This is a genomic window from Jeotgalicoccus sp. S0W5 (genome assembly GCF_011634875.1).
In the GTDB taxonomy this organism is placed as follows: Bacteria; Bacillota; Bacilli; order Staphylococcales; family Salinicoccaceae; genus Jeotgalicoccus; species Jeotgalicoccus marinus.
Window position 1 is genome coordinate 487,673 of sequence record NZ_SIRQ01000003.1, and the last position, 17,549, is coordinate 505,221.

Consider the following 17,549-nt stretch of genomic DNA (forward strand, 5'->3'; position numbering starts at 1 on the left):
TCACTCTATTTCATTTGATATTTTTATTGCTGGAGAGCCAACAATAGTTATATTTGATTCATAGTTTCCTCGAATTAAAGAATTAGCTCCCACTTTTACAAAGTTATTAAGACAAGATCCGAGTAGTGAGGAACTTCCTGTACCAATCATATTTCCACTACCAACAGATGTATAACCAGACAATGACACTAGTGGATATATGCAATTATAATTTTCTATTTTAACATCATGACCAATGGTACAATTAAAATGAATTAAATTAAAATCACCTATTTCAATGTTTGTAGATAGGACTACTCCTCGAGTAATTATGTTCCCTTTCCCTATCTGGGTATTTTTATATAATTTAACATCACTATCGATATAGTTTGGGAAAATCAAATTCCTATTTGATAAAAGTCTTTTCTGAATATTTTTACGCACCTTTGGTTCACCTAATGCATTTATAACTAAACACTTTTCATTAAAGTCGCAAAGCTCATCTATATTCATTTTAACCTCAAGATCATTTATAAACATGCCTCTAGTGTTATCATCTACAAAATATATATTATTAAATTCATCTTCAATTTGTTTGTGATTATCAAAAATCAATGCATCTGCCAAACCTCTACCTAAGCCACCTGATCCTACAATATAAAGATTAACCATTTATATTGCTTCCTTCAAAACGTTGCATAGTTATTTGATTACTTTTATTAACATTTTCTGATTTAAAGACCTTAATTATTGTTAAATAAAGAATATATAAATCAAGGGCAAAAGATTTATTATCTACATACCATATATCTAATTCAAACTTTTCTTCCCATGAAATTGCATTTCTACCATTCACCTGTGCCCAACCAGTAATCCCCGGTTTCACCTCATGTCGACGAATTTGTCTTTCGTTATATAGTGGTAAATAATCAACTAAAAGCGGTCTAGGACCGACTAAGCTTATATCACCCTTAATTACATTTAATAATTGGGGAAGTTCATCTATACTGTATTTTCTTAGTCTTTTCCCAATCATCGTATGTCTCATTTCATTAGGTAACAAATTGCCATATATATCTTTCTCATTTGTCATAGTTCTAAATTTATATAAATCAAATAATTGATTGTCTTTACCAACACGAGTTTGTTTAAATATTATTGGACTACCAATTTTTTTAGCAATAACAATCGAAGTAATTGCAATTACAGGACTTATTATGACAATTCCAACAGATGAAACTGAAAAGTCAAATATTCTTTTTATCAACTAATCACCTCTTTAAAAATTTCACATTGTTTTTCTACAACTTTATTTTCATCATAAAGATTTTTTGCTCTTTCAAAACTGTTTATTTTAAAATCAGATAGTTTTTTTCTATCTGAATAAAGTTCTAGAATTTTTTCTTTAATTTGTTCTGGACTTTCCAATGCTATTAAAAATCCATTATAATTATTCACAACTTCTTCTCTTGATCCTCTAATATCTGTAGCAATTATTGCATTTTTCATTGCCATAGCCTCTATTATTGAACGGGGCATACCTTCTCTATAAGAAGGTAGTATAAAAATATCACTAGAGTATAAATAATCTTCAACATTTTCAATACTTCCAGTGAAACTGATATTCTTATGATACCCTTCTTCAATTAAATTACTGAGACTATTATCTCTCTCACTTTTTGGTAAACCACCTATTGCAAATAAATGAATATCATTATAATCATTAAGACTTTCCATAGCTTCAATAAGATCAATTATTCCTTTTTCTTTTACCATTCTACCTATAAAGGAAAGTATTAACGTGTTTTCTGATAAATTATAATTTTCAAAAATGCTTTCTTTATTACTAGCATTATAATTTTGGAAGTTAAACCGCACTTCTAAATCAATTCCATTACTAATATGCAAATAATTATTTCTATTATTTTTAGATAGAAAATGACCGTCCTTAGAGAGTTTGAAGTCTTCTTCACTTTGAGTGAATATATAATCTGTTAAAAATCTACCAGCGTATTTTTCTATGTTGTAGAATAAAGAGTACTTTATTCTAGACATCCCCTCGTGAAAATAAAAACCATGAGCAGTATATATTGTGGTATTAACCCTAGATATTTTCGAGGCGATTCTTCCAAGCAACGCTGCTATAGGAGTGTGAACATGAACAATATCAGGTTTTATATCTCTCAACTTTTTACTGATTTTTAAAACAGATTTAAAGTTGCTTGCCAAACTAATTTTCCGATCAATTTGAATAGGATGAACTTTATATCCAAGTTTTTTTAGTCTTTCTACATAATCACCATCAGAACAAATACAATGTACCTCAAATCCTTCATCTAGAGATTTCTGATTTAACTTATTGAGCATTTTATATATTGTAGAATCAAGTGCACAAATCTGTACTATTTTCGGTTTCATCTATAGCCTCCAGATTGTTTGTTCATTTTTCAGATCTTCATCATCAATTATATCTTTTACATCAATAATCAATGCATTATCTGAAGCAAGATTTAAATACTCATTTTTATTTTCAATGTATTCTCTATGTGGTACAGCAAATACTATTACATCTTCATTGTTTAAATCTTTAAAATCACTTAATTCAATATTATAAAATTTCTTAGCTTCTTTAGGATCGGCTTCTGCATCATGTACATTCACAATCAGTCCGAAATCTTGCAACTCTTTTATTACATTAATAATTTTAGTATTTCTCAAATCAGGTGTATTTTCTTTAAATGTCAGACCTAAAATATTTATTTTAGTACCAACTACAGAAAATCCTTTCTTCAACATTTGCTTAATAATAGAAGAAGCGATATGTTTTGACATCCCATCATTGATTCTTCTACCTGCTAAAACGACTTCAGGATGGTGACCAAGTTCTTGTGCTTTATAAGTTAAATAATATGGGTCTACTCCAATACAGTGTCCTCCAACTAAACCAGGATTGAATTTTAAGAAGTTCCATTTCGTACCAGCAGCTTCTAAAACATCTTTAGTTCTAATATTCATTTTGTCAAAAATTAGAGCTAGCTCATTCATTAAAGCAATATTTACATCACGTTGAGTATTTTCAATAACCTTTGCAGCTTCTGCTACTTTTATAGTAGCCGCTTTATGTACACCGGCTTTTACAACTGAGGAATATACTTCCGCAACAATGGTCAACACTTCAGGAGTTTGACCACTAACGACTTTCGTTATACTTTCAAATGTGTGTACCTTGTCTCCTGGATTAATTCTTTCTGGCGAATATCCAACAAAGAAATCTTCTCCAGATTTTAATCCTGAATGTTCCTCCAGTACTGGAACACAGTCCTCTTCAGTAGCGCCTGGATAGACTGTAGACTCGTAAACAACAATTGTACCTTTCTCCATAACAGATCCAACAGTTTCACTTGCTTTAAGTAATGGCGTTAAATCTGGTTGATTATGTTTATTAATTGGCGTCGGTACTGCAACAATAATAAAGTCTACTTTCTTCAATTCATTCTTATCATCAGTGAACACAATGTCTGCCTGATTAAGATTTTCAACTGTCACTTCATTTGTACGATCATAACCAGTTTTTAATTCTTCTATTCTTTGCTCACTTATATCAAATCCAATAACTTGATGATGTTTACCAAAAGATACAGCTACAGGTAATCCAACATATCCCAATCCAACAACAGCAATTTTACGATTCAATATTTTCTCCACCATTCATTTATAATTTAATGTTGTAATAATCTATGTACCAATCTACAAACTGATTTACTCCATCTTGGATGTCGGTTGACGGTTTAAAGTCAATGTCTCTGAAAAGATCGTCAACATTCGCGTACGTCTCAGGAACATCACCAGGCTGTAAATCCATATAATTTTTAATTGCAGTTTTACCTACTCTATTTTCAATCGCTTCTACAAATTCCATTAATCTGACCGGAGAATTGTTCCCAATATTATACACTTTGTATGGGGCATAACTTGAGCTAGGATCTGGATTATCTCCTGACCAATCAGGATTTGGTTTAGCCGGCTTATCTACAAGTCGAGAAATTGCCTCTACAATGTCATCAACATAGGTAAAATCTCTCATCATATTTCCATGATTATAAACATCAATCGGCTCATCATCGATTATGGCATTCGTAAATTTGAATAATGCCATATCAGGTCTTCCCCATGGCCCATAAACAGTGAAAAATCTCAATCCAGTTGTTGGTAAGTTATATAAATGACTATAGGTATGAGCCATTAATTCATTTGCCTTTTTAGTAGCCGCATAAAGACTTAACGGATGATCAATATTGTCAGAAGTAGAAAATGGTTTAGAAGTATTAGCACCATATACAGAACTAGATGAAGCATAGATTAAGTGTTTAACATCGTGATGCCTACAACCCTCTAATATATTCATAAAACCATTTACATTACTTGTAATATAAGTATGTGGGTTTTCTAAACTATATCTAACTCCTGCTTGAGCAGCTAAATTAATTACTATTTCAGGTTCTTCCTCCTTAAAAACTTCCAATACCTTTTCAGTTTCATCTAGGTTAATAAGATGATTTTTTACCTGCCCATTAAGAAACTGATTCAATCTATCTTCTTTTAACTTAACTGAATAATAATCATTCAAATTATCTATACCAATGATTTCGTGACCTAATATTAAGAGTTTTTTTGAGAGATTAGATCCAATAAATCCTGCACTGCCTGTTATAAGAATTTTCAAAACTTACACTCCTTTATTAACTATATTTTTTTTATACATTTCGCAGGAATACCACCATAAATACTATTTTTATCAATGTATCCTTTTGACACAGCACCTGCAGCAATAACTACTCGGGATTCAATAAATGATCCCCCTAAAATTCTACATCCTGATCCAATCCAGACATCACTCGAGATAAATATACTTTTTTTGGCAACTGGGTTATATTTAATTGGCATGTCAATATTTTCCCAAGTATGTTCAAAAGAAATCAAAGAAGTATGATTGGCAATTGAAACTGAGTCCCCAATAGTTATTCCGCCATATGCATCAATATAACAACCATCATGTATAGATACCGAATTTCCTAGTTCCAGATTTTCGATGTTCTTAAAAGTTGTATTTTTCCCTACATAGACTCTTTCACCTATCTTCTGAGTAAAAGAACTTAGAATTAAATACCTTATAGCAAAAGCAAATAAGTTATTAAAATTATTTGACGATTCAAAAATAAACATTCTAAAGGAAACTGGAATAAATCTAATTACCTTTCCTATTCGTTTTAAGATTAGATACATTTTTAATCAAACCTCCTTTGTAGTATTCCTTAAATACAATGAGTGGTGGAATAAACATAATCAATATAAATATGAATTTGTGTTTGTGCCTAAAGCCAGTACCATAATTCGAAGTCCCTAACCCGAAAATTATTAGGCAAGTAATTATAAAGAGAAATGTGGTTAGAATATATTTGTCATTAGTTTCCCTATAATATTTGTAAATATTAATAAGCATTACAATTATAAATATATTTAACAAAATCCCTACTATTCCATTGAAATTACTTATTTCCCATGGAAATGGCTTCAACAGAAAGTATAGAACTTTAATCACACTATAAAGCGGATTTAAAATACTATCTCCAATTGGTATAGTATAATCTGCACCAGACTGTTCATACGAAACATTGTCATCATCAAGTACCGAATCAATTTTTGTGTCGTCAGATAAACTAATGACACCAATAAAAACAGAGAGAATTATCATAGTAAAAAATATCTTACTTGTTCCTTTATTAAGAAGATAATATTGAAGACCTATAAACACTATAAACGCTATTAGGCCTACGTGAAATTGTGATCCAACCAAACAAGTAGCGATATAGTAAATAACATATTTATTGTTTTTCGTTTTTGCAAATTTTAATGATAAGAACAACATCATGAGAATAAAAAAAGTTACCTGAATTTCTCTAAGAGTAATTACTGAAAAAATAATGTTAACTATAGAAAAGCCACATAATAATAGACAAAGATAGACACCTTTTTTGTTTTGAAAAACTAGAAGATATATTTTATAGACAATAAAAATTGAAAACACATAAAATGTTAAGTTGAAAAGACCCGGTAAAATTTCATTATAACCAAAAATAAAATAAAGCATTCCAAGTATCATTGAATAAAAATAGCTATTCTGAAATATATTTAATGACAAGTCATATATCCAACTGTAATAAAAGTTTAAAGATAACTGTTCAAATCGTATATCATCATTTCCTGAAAATGGTAAGCTAAAAAAATAATTATGAATCATAAGTAAGATAATCCAAACTAAGGACGAAACAATTAAAATAGATATGAAATTTATGTCACTGGTGTTAATTAGAGCAAAGACTAAAAAGACAGTTAATAATATAAAAGCAATCGTTAAAATTAGAACAGTATGGAAGAATTCGTTATCAAAATAAGTCATGTTTATACTAGATTCTCCTATATATTAAAAGGTATGATCGTATAAATTTTAATACGAATAAAAGGATGCAATATACAATAAAAGATACTACAGCACCACTTATACCCCAGCTACTAATCAAGAATAGACTACATAGTAAAACCGTAATCGCACTTATCAGTTGTGAAATTGAATTAAATTTATATTTTTTATAGATATTGATAAATATATCAAACAGAATACTATAATAAATTAGAACTGAGCTTAATATAATTGCAATCATTTCTGTTTTGTATTCAAGCAAATCTTCATTAAAAATTAATATTATTATTTCATCTCCCCAAAAAAGAAAAATCAGTAAAAAAGGCAAGAGAAACAATATCGGAACAAACATTATCTTTTTAAAAAGTATCTTTATTTTATTGGAGTTATCTAATGAATCCCTAACAAATGGTAATATGAAACTATTAATACTAAAAAACACTTGATTTCCAACTGAATAGAAAAATAATAATGATGTAAAAACACCTACATAAAAGCTATTTGTAAAAATTTCAAGTCCATATTTCGGTATATTTGTATTCAGTGATGAAAGGAACAATGTAAATGAAATAGGTGCACCTAAAATTATCAAATTTTTCAATTCTTTTGCACTCAATCTCATATTTGTAACGTGCTTCAATACAAAGAAAATGATTATAATGAAGTTAATGAGAATAGTCAATAAAATAGAAATGACTAGACTATTCAAAATTATTATACAAAAAACATTGAAAATTAAGTAGAAAAATGAAATTGAAAATTTATACATAGAAATAGCAGTATGTTTTTTTTCTGAAATTAATTTTATAAAATAAAGATCAATTAATGAGTTAGTAAACTTCAAAAAAATAACCATTGATACGATTAGAAATGAATATAAATCATTCAAATACGCTACACATAAAAACACTAATATAAGTATGTATATAATAGACTGGGTTGATATCTTACTATAAAAATAATTAGAAAATGAATACTTGTTATCAGTTATTAATAAGACATTTGATCCGTAAGAAGTTATTAAAACTACCGGGGCAGATATAGCAAGCCCTAAACTATATAGCCCCATACTCTCTATGCCTATAAACTTTAATACCAAAATTAATATAACCCACTGTGAAAAACTATATATGAAATTACTGAGGGCAAATATACTAAAATTTTTAATTTTCCTCATTTTTTATATCCCTTTTCAAAAAGTTTAATAATTCGTTTTTCATATACATACTTCCACAAGTAGAAATGTTGGCAATTAAATTTTCAATTTTATCTAATTTTATAATTGTAGTTTTACCAATGTATATTTTCTCAAAAACTTGATTAGGATGTATCTCGCTTGGATCCAGTAGCTCTTCATACAATTTCTCACCTGGCCGAATCCCAGTAAATTTAATCTCGATTTCTTCTTCCGTATAACCACTTAATTGAATCATATTTCTAGCTAAATCTACAATCTTAACTGGTTCACCCATATCAAGGACGAATATTTCTCCACCTTCTGCAAGAGCACCAGCTTGTATAACAAGTCTTGAAGCTTCTGGAATTGTCATGAAATACCTGGTCATGCGTTCATCTGTAATCGTAATTGGACCACCCGCTTCAATTTGCTTTTTGAACTTAGGAATCACTGAGCCACGACTACCTAAGACATTTCCAAATCTCACAGCGACTAAAGTTGTTTCTGGAAATTCTACGTTGAGTGCTTGCACAACCATTTCGGCAACACGTTTTGTCGCTCCCATAACATTCGGTGGGTTAACCGCCTTATCCGTCGATACCATTACAAACTTCGTCGCACCATATTCACATGCCGCTTCAGCTGTATTCTTTGTACCAATAATATTATTCTTTACGGCTTCTCTCGGATTATACTCCATCAACGGTACATGCTTGTGCGCAGCTGCATGATACACAATATTCGGTTTGTATTTTTCAAAGACTTCAAACATTCGATCACGATCTTGGATATCCGCAATAATCGGTATGTACTCAATCGAATTATTAAAACCACTCACTTCTTCTAAAATCTTATAAATGCTATTTTCACCATGACCTAACAAAACAACTCTTTGTGGATTGAACTTCGTAATCTGTCTCACAATCTCAGATCCGATACTACCTCCAGCACCAGTTACTAAAACCGTTCTTCCCAACACCTGATCCTCAATACCTTCTGAATCCAGTTCAACCGGTTCCCTACCAAGTAAGTCCTCAACTTCAACTTTTCTTAGCGTACTCACTTCAACTCGACCCGTCATGACATCATCGATATTAGGCATCGTCATGACCTCAGCTTGATCACCAATCGCTAACTCATGAATCTCTTTAAGCTCTGCCTTTGGTAAAGAAGGTATTGCAATAACAATCTTCTCTATACCATACTTCTTAACCAAACTCTGAATATCATTTCGAGTCCCCTCTACTCTGACACCATCTGTCATCTCCATCTTCTGTTTAACCGGATCATCATCCACTGCCACAACAGGATTTAAGCCCATACTCGGTGTGTCAATTAACTGCTTCACCAGTATGGTCCCCCCTTTACCTGCACCCACAACTAGGGTCTTCAACATCTTCTGACCATTATTTTTTTTGCCTGTTAAATACTTACGAGAGACTCTCCAAGACAATCTCGATCCTCCGATAAGAATGAGATGCATCATCCATGTAATGATCATAAGACGGGTATAGCTCGTTTGAAAAATCAGAATGTTTAAGATATACGTTGTTAAAATCGAAGACGATACCGCCTGAGTAATTGAGATTAATTCACGTACACTCGCATACTCCCAAGCTCGGTGGTAAAGATTAAAAATGTATGCATACACATGATGACTAAATAAAAGGATGATTGAAGTAATTGCCAATTGCCCTAATGTATACTCCAAGAAGAATGGTGCCAGAATGTAATATCCTAAGAACACCGAAAATGTAACGATTAATGAATCAATTAATAAGAGTAAAAAATATCTTTTTTTCGCTCCCATTGCCACACACCTTTTCTAAAATAGACCAAAAAATTTCTTTCTTTTCTTTTTGGTCTCTTCTTCAAATTTTTGAGGTGCTTTCACTTTCACTTCATTATTATGAAGGATTGCTTCCGCATTGTTTTGTAAATCACTTACATATGTTTGACCCAATTTGTCAGATATGACCCTATATGCCTCTTTCAACATAAACGGTCTATTTTTAGCATGATGCGCATCACTGCCAACAAAGTGAATCAAGTTATTTTCTATCATTTTTAAACTTACTTCTTGCATAGACTCACCTAAAGTACCAACAACTGATGAGGCAGTAATCTGTGCGATTGCCCCTTTCTCTACTAACTCAAAAAGCAGATTAGGATCCTTTTTAATCGGTCGACATCTCTCAGGATGCGCAATCACAGGAGTATAACCTTTAAGTTGTAAATCAAAAAACATCTTGTCTGTATAAGAAGGTACTTCCGTAAACGGTAATTCTATCAATACATATCGAGAATGATTGAGTGTTAGATTTTTGTCGTTCTCTAAATCATCCACCAAATCTCCATTAATTCTGATCTCCTGACCCGGAAATACTTCGATTTCTAAATTGTTATCAAAAATTAATGATTTGAGACTTTCCAAATCACTAAGTGTTTTGCTTTTCTCATTAAAATAATCACCACTCAAATGATGTGGAGTGACAATTATTTTACTAATTCCATTGTCTTTTGCTTGTTTCAGTAGATCTAAAGCTTCTTCTTCAGTGGATGGTCCATCATCCACTGAAATGAGAAGGTGATTATGGATATCAATCATTTATTACTCACTCCCATAGTAGTAATAATAACTATCTTTCTTGTTATCCATTTTTTTGTTGTTCAGTACTACACCAATAATATTGGCGTCCGCTTTTTCTAATAATTCTTTTGCTTGTGTCACATTATCGCGACTATTGTCCTCTACATTTGTCACGATTATTGTGCCATCAGTATGCTGACTAAGTACTTGGGCATCTGTCACCGCTAAAACTGGCGGTGAATCAATGATGATCATGTCATACTGTTCTTTTAATTTTTTTATAAAATCAGACATCTTATTTGAAGATAATAATTCAGATGGGTTTGGAGGTATAGGACCTGATGTCACAACACCTAAATTATCAATTCGTGTATCTCTGACAACTTCTGCTAATGGTAAATCATTGATTGTTGCCGTGGACAGACCAATCACATTCTGCATTTCAAATGTATAATGGGACGTTGGTCTTCTTAAATCCCCATCTAATAATAATGTCTTTTTACCTGCTTGTGCATAAGCAATCGCAACATTAGCTGCAGTTGTCGATTTACCCGCACTTGGTGTAGCTGAAGTAAATAAAACAGATTTGATAGGGTTATCAATATTTGCATATGTAATATTTGTTCTAATCGTTCTAAACTGTTCACTAATTGGCGACTTTGGTTCTCTTTCAACAATAAGATCTCTTGGACCTGATTGATATTTTCTAAGTTTTTTTCGCTTTGAACTCATTGTGACGCTCCTTATTTAAACTTGGCTACTGTACCAATAACTGGTAAGTCCAAATACTTTTCAACATCTTCTTCTGATTGGATTCTCTTATCTAAGAATGCTTTTAAGAAAGCAATACCTAATCCAACAAGTAATCCTAAAATCAAACCAATTGCAATATTAATCACTGGTTGAGGTGAAACAGGTGCTGGATTTTCTCCTACATCTGCAGTTGCTAAAACTGATACGTTATCCACACTCATGACTTCAGTGACTTTCTCTTGGAAAACTGTTCCTATTTCATTCGCAATATCTTCAGCACGTTGTGCTGACTCATCAGTCACAGTCACCGTTAGAACCTGTGATTGATCTTGGTTTGTTACATTAATTTTGTTTGAAACAGCTTCAGTTGACTCTTCTAAATTCAAGTTTTGAATGACATCATCTAAAACAGTTGGGCTTTTAATGATGTCCCTATATGTATTCACTAACTGTAAACTCGCTTGAATATCTTGATTGTCAATCACTTCAGATTGTTGAGACTGACTAACCAAAATTTGAGTATTTGACTCATATTGAGGTGTTATGAAAAACAATGTTCCAAAAGCTGCAATGCATCCAAACAACAGTGTCATAATCGCAATCATTAAAGCACTACTCTTAATAACATCTAAAATGTCTTCTAAATTCAATGTTTCTTCCATGATTTCCTCCAACGACTTCAAACAAATTTACAATATTTACTATGTATGATCTATCCTTACTGTTAATGATTGTAAAAAATGTTTATTTCAAATTATGGATTTAATTATAAACCTAACCAAATTAAAAAGGAACATCTTTTATCACAATTTTTTTATTCTTTACTTTAATTTAATAAATTATAGATATTTAGTGTATATATACGTCTATATAAAAAGAGAAAAGCGACTATAAAAGTCGCTTTTCTCTTTTTCTTGATATATTTTACTATAAATTAATAATTATTGTTCTTCCTCACTATTTCCATCTAAAAATCTATGCAACTCTTCACTATTCCTCTCAAAATCCATATCAATGACATTTCCAGTATAACTAGTATCCATAAATTGATAAGTATTTTCTAAAGGCAAGGTCATTGATTCAATATCCTTATCTCCTCTTACTAGGAAGCTAGCAATCATTCTGTACATTTCTTTGTTGGACATTGATGTATCAACATAACCCATGCCTGTTCCTATGATTTTAGGCAGTTTAACAACCCCGCCTACACTTACAACTTCATCTTTTATTTCAGACAGGACTTGCTGCTGGCGTCTCACCCGTCCAAAGTCGCCTTCTTCATCATTTCTAAATCTTGCATAGGCAAGTAAGTCCTGACCATTTAATTGTTGAACACCTTTATGAAGTGTCGTATCAATTTTCTCTGACATGTCTTTTTCAACATCAATTTCTATACCATCTGGGTTAATCACATCTACGGTATCGGTAAATGCTTCATAATCTACGGTCACATATTCTTCTACTTCTAGTCCAAAGTTATGTGAAATGACTTCTCTTAAGAGTTCCATACCACCTAAAGAATAGACCGCATTTATTTTATAGTTTTGATAGCCTGGTATCTCTACATAGATATCACGCATGAGTGACACAAGCTTCATGTCTTTTTTCATATAATCATATTGACCTATCATCACGACATCCGTACGTTCTGCACCTTCATCCATACGGTCTTTGCCAACGATGAGAATTGTCTTTTTACCATCATTATTGTCCACTGGGTCAAACGTTTCTGATTCTGTTTCGACACCATTTTCTTTAGCAATATTTAAGCCTGATCTATAGGAAAACACTATATATAAAGCAATAATTATTATTAAGGCAATTGCACCAAGGCAAACAAATCCACGTTTTCTAAGTTTTGTTTTCTTAACAGTTTTATATTCTTTCTTACCGGATCTTCTCATCTGCTCATTGTCCATTACCAACTGCCCCTAAACTTTTCTTAAGAACTAATTGTACGCCATCTTACTTATATTATAAAGTGAAAACAGATTTAATCAGCCTACAAATTACATACAAAAATCCCACTAAGTTAGTTGATTTAACTTAGTGGGACTATAACTATTCTTCTGCGTCTTCTTTATATTCACTCTCAATTTCTTCAAATTCTTGATTGACAGTTTCTTGGAGTTTTTCTTTTTCAGCCTCTACATCATCACTTGATTCGTCATAAGCTTCACTTAAGAAATCTCTCACTAAGAGATATCTCTCATCTGCCATTTCTCTAGCTTCTGGATATCGATATTCCTGAGAACTACTTTGTGAAACATCATTTAAAACCCCGTTAATACTATTACTAACTTCACGGTTTGCTGTAGCTGCGTCATTGTAAACTTGTGTTTTGTCTAACATTTTGTCATTACTTGCTTGAGTAATATTTTTTAAGTTCTCATTCGACCAATCTCTATATTTTATAAAGAGATTTAGTTTTTCCTGTTTTAATAATCTCGACAATTCATCTGGATTTGTTGCAGATAAGTACTCTCCACCGTTGGCTTCAGTAATATCTACCAATGATTGAACTTCATCATCTTTAATATCAAAACCAATAATATTTAACACTGTTTCGATATTCTCATCTTCAGGTAGATCTTGTACAGCAGCAACAGGGTCTCCATTACAAGTTTCCTGACCATCACTTACAACGTATATTGTATGACTACCAGTCGCTTCACTATCTTCAATCACTTTCCCGACTTCTTCAATAGCAAGGGCAAGTGGTGTAAATCCTTCACTTCCGTATTGACCTAGAGCATCATTAAATTCAGCTTCATTATACTCACCAATTGGAAATGTTTCTTCAACTGCTGAACATGAATTATCTTCTTCACTATCTTCTTCTGAGAATCCATAATTGATTAGACTCACTTGTGTACCATTCGGCATATCTTCAACAAACTGGTTCACTGATTCTTTAGCTGCATCCATCTTCGTCGTGCCATCAATTTCATCCGCCATACTGCCACTATTGTCCATTAAAATATATACATTATTTCTCATTGAAAGCTCACCATCTTCAACTTTCAAACCACCAGGTTGATCTGTTAAATCAACAAGCTCAGCTGAAAAGTCCTGGAAATACTCGATACCTTCTTGAACATCTGGGTGACCACCAAGCATTTCTATTAATTTTTCATAGACCATTTCATCTGTTACTTCACCATCGTTATCTTCTATAAATGTTGTTAACTCATCCTCAAGTTCCTCTCTAGAAGCGTCAACCATTGTGCCCTCTTCTTCTTCAAGAACTGAATCTAAAGAAATTTCGATATCTTCTTCTTCTGCTTCACTTGATGCTGGATCTTCGTCAGTATTGTCTTCTGATTCACTTGAATCGCTCTCTGTGTCACTATCTTCTTCTGTTGAAGATTCATCTGTACTCTCATTTGTATCTTCAGATTCATTATCATTAGTAGCTTCAGTTTCCTCTGTTTGGTTAGTATCTTCAGTCGTTTCGTCTGTGCTACCTTCCGTAGTGCTGCATGCGGTAAGTATGAAAAAGAGTCCCATCAACAAAAATGCTCTCATCATTACACCCCTTGTAATTTTTCAATTTTAATTTAAGTATAGCCTATAATTATTATCTAAAAACAGCAATACTAAAATTAGTTTGTAAAAATACTGTAAATTTTATATTCGGATATTTCTATGAAACTTTCATTTTCCTTTAATAATTCATTGGTAAAATGATTACAATGCTAGTTCTGTAGCATGAAAGATTAAAATAGTTGGGAGTTAACACAATGATTAAAAAATTACTTGTACTCACAGTCGTATCACTATCTGTATTGATTCCATGTACATCACAGAATATCAATGCAGCAAGTGAATGGGATAATGCTGTGACAGTATATGGTGCTGCTTTAGAATCTGATACGGGTTTACAAGAACAGACTGCGGATCTACTCGGCGCGAGTGATTCTGATATCATCGATTATGTATATAGTGAGGATGTCAGTCAGTACGTAAATCAAAATTATGACAATAGTGTCTTAATGTCGAGTATTCGTATACAACAAACGTCTGAAGGTAGCGGCTTAAATATAAATATTGATGAGTCACTGGGTAACATTACAATGATTTCTGAAGAGACTTATCAAAATGCCTTATTAACTTCAGGGATTACTGATGCGGATGTCACGATTGCGGCTGCTCAGGATGTGACAGGTGAAAGTGCCTTAGCTGGTGTTTATAAAGCATACGCTGCTCAAGGTGAGGAGATTGACCCTGAGAAAACTCAAAATGCTCAGGATGAATTGGATGCTATTTCTGACATTACAAATGAGAATAGTAATGTAGAAGGCTTTACACAAGTTCAATTAAACAAAGTTATCACTGAAGTGAAAGTTGAGATCATCAACAACTTTAATGGTGATGTGAGTGAGGAACAAATTCGTTCGATTCTTGATGAGAAACTTGCAGAAAATGGTTTAGAGGGATTACTAAGTGAGGAACAAATCGATCGTTTAGTTGAAATCTTTAACAGCATTAAAGACTCAGGAATTTTCACAGGTGAAGAGGCACAGAGATTAGTGGATTCATCTGAAGATCTTTTGAATAGAATTACATCAAGTGATTCATTCCAAGATGCTAAAGACAGTGCATCTGAATTAGGCCGTGACATTGCAGACTCTGAAGAGGTCAATTCATTTATGGAAGCTCTCAGAAACTTCTGGGATCGAATTGTAGAATTCTTTAGAGGATTGTTCTAGAGGTAGCATAATCTAATAGAAGCAACCTAAAAACTTATGTATTTAGGTTGCTTCCTTTTTGTCTATTATCTTTTATTCTTTCCTACTCTTCTTTCCCACTATTCCTATACATCTGATTTCCTACATACAGTAAAATAATCGCTGCAACCAAATAGACACCTGACATAAGTAGACTTGAAGATAGATTCATAAATACATTTATAAACGATGCAATGCCTAATATGATCAACACAATACTAAAAAACTTAACCATGATATTCTCCTTACGGATTACGCCACAATATTTTCCCAGAACTTCTTGAATTAAAAATCTTTCTATAACGATATGATATAAACACTGCTAAGGTGACTGCTATGATTGCGATCATAATCTCAAATATAAATATTGACGATACAGTAATATGTCGATTTAAGAGCCCCGTAATATACGGTAAGGTAATGAAGGCAATACTTGATGACAAGGTTACAAAGGCTGTACTTGTTCCTTTTTTCTCTGGGAAGAACTGTGCCATCAGTGTCACTGCCAGCTGGAACAGACCTGATGTCGATAGTCCAAGCATAAAGGCGATAATAAGCAGAATAATATAGTTCTCTACGACTAGAAGTGATGTTAGTGAAAGGATCGCAATGACTGGATAGATTATGAGCACTGTCACAGGTTTAAACACTCTATCGAGTAAGGTCGCTAAAATAATGACCGTAACAAAGCCGCCTAGGCTATAAATACTTAGTAGGTTGATCGCCTCTGATTCTGTTAAACCAATGATCGTTTCTGCATAAGTCGCTAACCAAGTTTGGATGATAAGAAACAGACCGACTGAAGTAAAGCCAATCGCAATAACTGTAATACCTTCACGTAAAAATTTCGGTTTTTCCATAAAGACCGTCTTTGGTTTTAATTTCACTTGTCTATGCGTCGATTTCTTAGGCGGTAAGTATCCCTCATTTGCTTCTGGGAACTTTAAGCTCATTAAATGGATGGCATTAAAAAGAAATACTGCTGCCATAATGAAAAAGGTATAACCGTAAAACATGTCTCTCGCCATAAAGAATGTAATCATTAATGGTAAGATTGTTGACCCAACAGACATAAACGCTTTAACTAAGACCGTCGCTGAACTGGAACGATTTTTAAACACTTCGATTAATGCCGGATATGAACTCGTATCCAAGATAGAATTTCCCATACCTGCTAAAAGTGCAAACATAAATGCAATGGTGTAGGTCGGTGCAAAGGGTATGGCGCATAAAAAGATTACGTAGATTAAACATGCTGTAATAATCATCGGTCGACGACCGAGACTATCAGATAGTTTACCTGCAAAGCTAAGCGCAATCAGTTTCCCGATACCAATGGCAGAAATAAGTGCTGATATCGCAGCTGCATCGGTATTCAACTGTTCCGTTAAAAAACTCATATGTAAGGCGATAATTAAATTAATCATGCCCAGTAAAATATAATTCAAGTAAATACTTGTGCCGATTCTCACTTGTTGCATACGCTAACCTTCTTTATATAAGTATTACAGAAGTATATCAAAATTACAAAAAAAGAAAAGCCTATTGCTCTGGTGGGATATCCGTTAACTCCAAACTCACATACATATAAATTAAAGTCACTGCCGTAATCGTAATGTAGACCCAGAAATATTGAGTAATTGATGGTGGTGCAAAGAGTCCAATTAACAACATTCCTGTAACGAGTAATAGAGGAATAATCATTCTTTTTTTCGATTTTTCCGATACATATTGCATCTTACCACAGTAGTCACACTCTACCCCGTTCTGAGAAGCAAAATGCCCCTTAAACAACAAGAGCCCAGTCCACTGTTTCTTACAACTCGCACATTTAGTCATGAT

At 32.7% G+C, this 17,549-nt stretch carries 17 protein-coding genes; 1 reads left to right on the forward strand and 16 read right to left on the reverse strand.

Annotated features, from left to right (window positions below):
* The 13 genes from EYB29_RS04835 to EYB29_RS04895 form a co-directional block, all read right to left on the reverse strand.
* The gene (locus EYB29_RS04835; protein ID WP_166626735.1) at window positions 1–651 is read right to left on the reverse strand and encodes an acetyltransferase; all 651 of its coding nucleotides are present in this window, start codon (window positions 649–651) and stop codon (window positions 1–3) included.
* Entirely contained in the window at window positions 644–1,246 is a 603-nt protein-coding gene (locus tag EYB29_RS04840) for a sugar transferase (protein ID WP_166626736.1), read from the reverse strand. The genes EYB29_RS04835 and EYB29_RS04840 overlap by 8 nt, the downstream gene beginning before the upstream one ends.
* Window positions 1,243–2,397 carry a glycosyltransferase family 4 protein gene (locus EYB29_RS04845; protein WP_166626737.1) on the reverse strand — a complete coding sequence of 385 codons (1,155 nt, stop codon included), beginning with the start codon at window positions 2,395–2,397 and terminating at the stop codon, window positions 1,243–1,245. The genes EYB29_RS04840 and EYB29_RS04845 overlap by 4 nt, the downstream gene beginning before the upstream one ends.
* Window positions 2,398–3,672 carry a nucleotide sugar dehydrogenase gene (locus EYB29_RS04850; protein ID WP_166626738.1) on the reverse strand — a complete coding sequence of 425 codons (1,275 nt, stop codon included), beginning with the start codon at window positions 3,670–3,672 and terminating at the stop codon, window positions 2,398–2,400.
* Between the two features lie 19 nt (window positions 3,673–3,691).
* Window positions 3,692–4,702 carry an NAD-dependent epimerase gene (locus EYB29_RS04855; RefSeq protein WP_166626739.1) on the reverse strand — a complete coding sequence of 337 codons (1,011 nt, stop codon included), beginning with the start codon at window positions 4,700–4,702 and terminating at the stop codon, window positions 3,692–3,694.
* 20 nt (window positions 4,703–4,722) lie between these two features.
* Window positions 4,723–5,202 carry an acyltransferase gene (locus tag EYB29_RS04860; RefSeq protein ID WP_166626740.1) on the reverse strand — a complete coding sequence of 160 codons (480 nt, stop codon included), beginning with the start codon at window positions 5,200–5,202 and terminating at the stop codon, window positions 4,723–4,725.
* 22 nt (window positions 5,203–5,224) lie between these two features.
* The gene (locus EYB29_RS04865) at window positions 5,225–6,436 is read right to left on the reverse strand and encodes a hypothetical protein (RefSeq protein WP_166626741.1); all 1,212 of its coding nucleotides are present in this window, start codon (window positions 6,434–6,436) and stop codon (window positions 5,225–5,227) included.
* A gap of 1,184 nt (window positions 6,437–7,620) precedes the next feature.
* Complete coding sequence (locus EYB29_RS04870) at window positions 7,621–9,444, reverse strand: polysaccharide biosynthesis protein (protein ID WP_166626742.1); 1,824 nt, start codon at window positions 9,442–9,444, stop codon at window positions 7,621–7,623.
* A 15-nt stretch (window positions 9,445–9,459) separates the two neighbouring features.
* The gene (locus tag EYB29_RS04875) at window positions 9,460–10,242 is read right to left on the reverse strand and encodes a tyrosine-protein phosphatase (protein WP_166626743.1); all 783 of its coding nucleotides are present in this window, start codon (window positions 10,240–10,242) and stop codon (window positions 9,460–9,462) included.
* Window positions 10,243–10,245: 3 nt separating this feature from the next.
* Window positions 10,246–10,956 carry a CpsD/CapB family tyrosine-protein kinase gene (locus tag EYB29_RS04880; protein WP_166626744.1) on the reverse strand — a complete coding sequence of 237 codons (711 nt, stop codon included), beginning with the start codon at window positions 10,954–10,956 and terminating at the stop codon, window positions 10,246–10,248.
* Window positions 10,957–10,967: 11 nt separating this feature from the next.
* Window positions 10,968–11,639 carry a YveK family protein gene (locus EYB29_RS04885; protein ID WP_166626745.1) on the reverse strand — a complete coding sequence of 224 codons (672 nt, stop codon included), beginning with the start codon at window positions 11,637–11,639 and terminating at the stop codon, window positions 10,968–10,970.
* Window positions 11,640–11,918: 279 nt separating this feature from the next.
* The gene (locus tag EYB29_RS04890; RefSeq protein ID WP_166626746.1) at window positions 11,919–12,896 is read right to left on the reverse strand and encodes an LCP family protein; all 978 of its coding nucleotides are present in this window, start codon (window positions 12,894–12,896) and stop codon (window positions 11,919–11,921) included.
* A gap of 142 nt (window positions 12,897–13,038) precedes the next feature.
* A complete protein-coding gene (locus EYB29_RS04895) occupies window positions 13,039–14,505 on the reverse strand; it encodes a vWA domain-containing protein (RefSeq protein ID WP_166626747.1) in 1,467 nt (488 codons plus the stop codon).
* A gap of 215 nt (window positions 14,506–14,720) precedes the next feature.
* Between EYB29_RS04895 and EYB29_RS04900 the strand changes: the two genes are divergently transcribed.
* Complete coding sequence (locus EYB29_RS04900) at window positions 14,721–15,689, forward strand: DUF1002 domain-containing protein (protein ID WP_166626748.1); 969 nt, start codon at window positions 14,721–14,723, stop codon at window positions 15,687–15,689.
* An 82-nt stretch (window positions 15,690–15,771) separates the two neighbouring features.
* Here EYB29_RS04900 and EYB29_RS04905 read toward each other — a convergent pair whose 3' ends face one another.
* The 3 genes from EYB29_RS04905 to EYB29_RS04915 form a co-directional block, all read right to left on the reverse strand.
* Complete coding sequence (locus EYB29_RS04905) at window positions 15,772–15,942, reverse strand: hypothetical protein (RefSeq protein WP_166626749.1); 171 nt, start codon at window positions 15,940–15,942, stop codon at window positions 15,772–15,774.
* A 10-nt stretch (window positions 15,943–15,952) separates the two neighbouring features.
* A complete protein-coding gene (locus EYB29_RS04910) occupies window positions 15,953–17,188 on the reverse strand; it encodes an MFS transporter (RefSeq protein ID WP_166626750.1) in 1,236 nt (411 codons plus the stop codon).
* A gap of 61 nt (window positions 17,189–17,249) precedes the next feature.
* Complete coding sequence (locus EYB29_RS04915; protein ID WP_166626751.1) at window positions 17,250–17,546, reverse strand: TIGR04104 family putative zinc finger protein; 297 nt, start codon at window positions 17,544–17,546, stop codon at window positions 17,250–17,252.
* Window positions 17,547–17,549: the final 3 nt, after the last annotated feature.

What these genes read in the sequence shown, in the direction of transcription:
- EYB29_RS04915 (WP_166626751.1), bottom strand. Translation starts at nt 17,546, where the DNA reads ATGACTAAATGTGCGAGTTGTAAGAAACAGTGGACTGGGCTCTTGTTG.
- EYB29_RS04835 (WP_166626735.1), bottom strand. Translation starts at nt 651, where the DNA reads ATGGTTAATCTTTATATTGTAGGATCAGGTGGCTTAGGTAGAGGTTTG.
- EYB29_RS04900 (WP_166626748.1), top strand. Translation starts at nt 14,721, where the DNA reads ATGATTAAAAAATTACTTGTACTCACAGTCGTATCACTATCTGTATTG.
- EYB29_RS04870 (WP_166626742.1), bottom strand. Translation starts at nt 9,444, where the DNA reads ATGGGAGCGAAAAAAAGATATTTTTTACTCTTATTAATTGATTCATTA.
- EYB29_RS04890 (WP_166626746.1), bottom strand. Translation starts at nt 12,896, where the DNA reads ATGGACAATGAGCAGATGAGAAGATCCGGTAAGAAAGAATATAAAACT.
- EYB29_RS04885 (WP_166626745.1), bottom strand. Translation starts at nt 11,639, where the DNA reads ATGGAAGAAACATTGAATTTAGAAGACATTTTAGATGTTATTAAGAGT.
- EYB29_RS04905 (WP_166626749.1), bottom strand. Translation starts at nt 15,942, where the DNA reads ATGGTTAAGTTTTTTAGTATTGTGTTGATCATATTAGGCATTGCATCG.
- EYB29_RS04860 (WP_166626740.1), bottom strand. Translation starts at nt 5,202, where the DNA reads ATGTTTATTTTTGAATCGTCAAATAATTTTAATAACTTATTTGCTTTT.
- EYB29_RS04875 (WP_166626743.1), bottom strand. Translation starts at nt 10,242, where the DNA reads ATGATTGATATCCATAATCACCTTCTCATTTCAGTGGATGATGGACCA.
- EYB29_RS04895 (WP_166626747.1), bottom strand. Translation starts at nt 14,505, where the DNA reads ATGAGAGCATTTTTGTTGATGGGACTCTTTTTCATACTTACCGCATGC.
- EYB29_RS04910 (WP_166626750.1), bottom strand. Translation starts at nt 17,188, where the DNA reads ATGCAACAAGTGAGAATCGGCACAAGTATTTACTTGAATTATATTTTA.
- EYB29_RS04845 (WP_166626737.1), bottom strand. Translation starts at nt 2,397, where the DNA reads ATGAAACCGAAAATAGTACAGATTTGTGCACTTGATTCTACAATATAT.
- EYB29_RS04880 (WP_166626744.1), bottom strand. Translation starts at nt 10,956, where the DNA reads ATGAGTTCAAAGCGAAAAAAACTTAGAAAATATCAATCAGGTCCAAGA.
- EYB29_RS04865 (WP_166626741.1), bottom strand. Translation starts at nt 6,436, where the DNA reads ATGACTTATTTTGATAACGAATTCTTCCATACTGTTCTAATTTTAACG.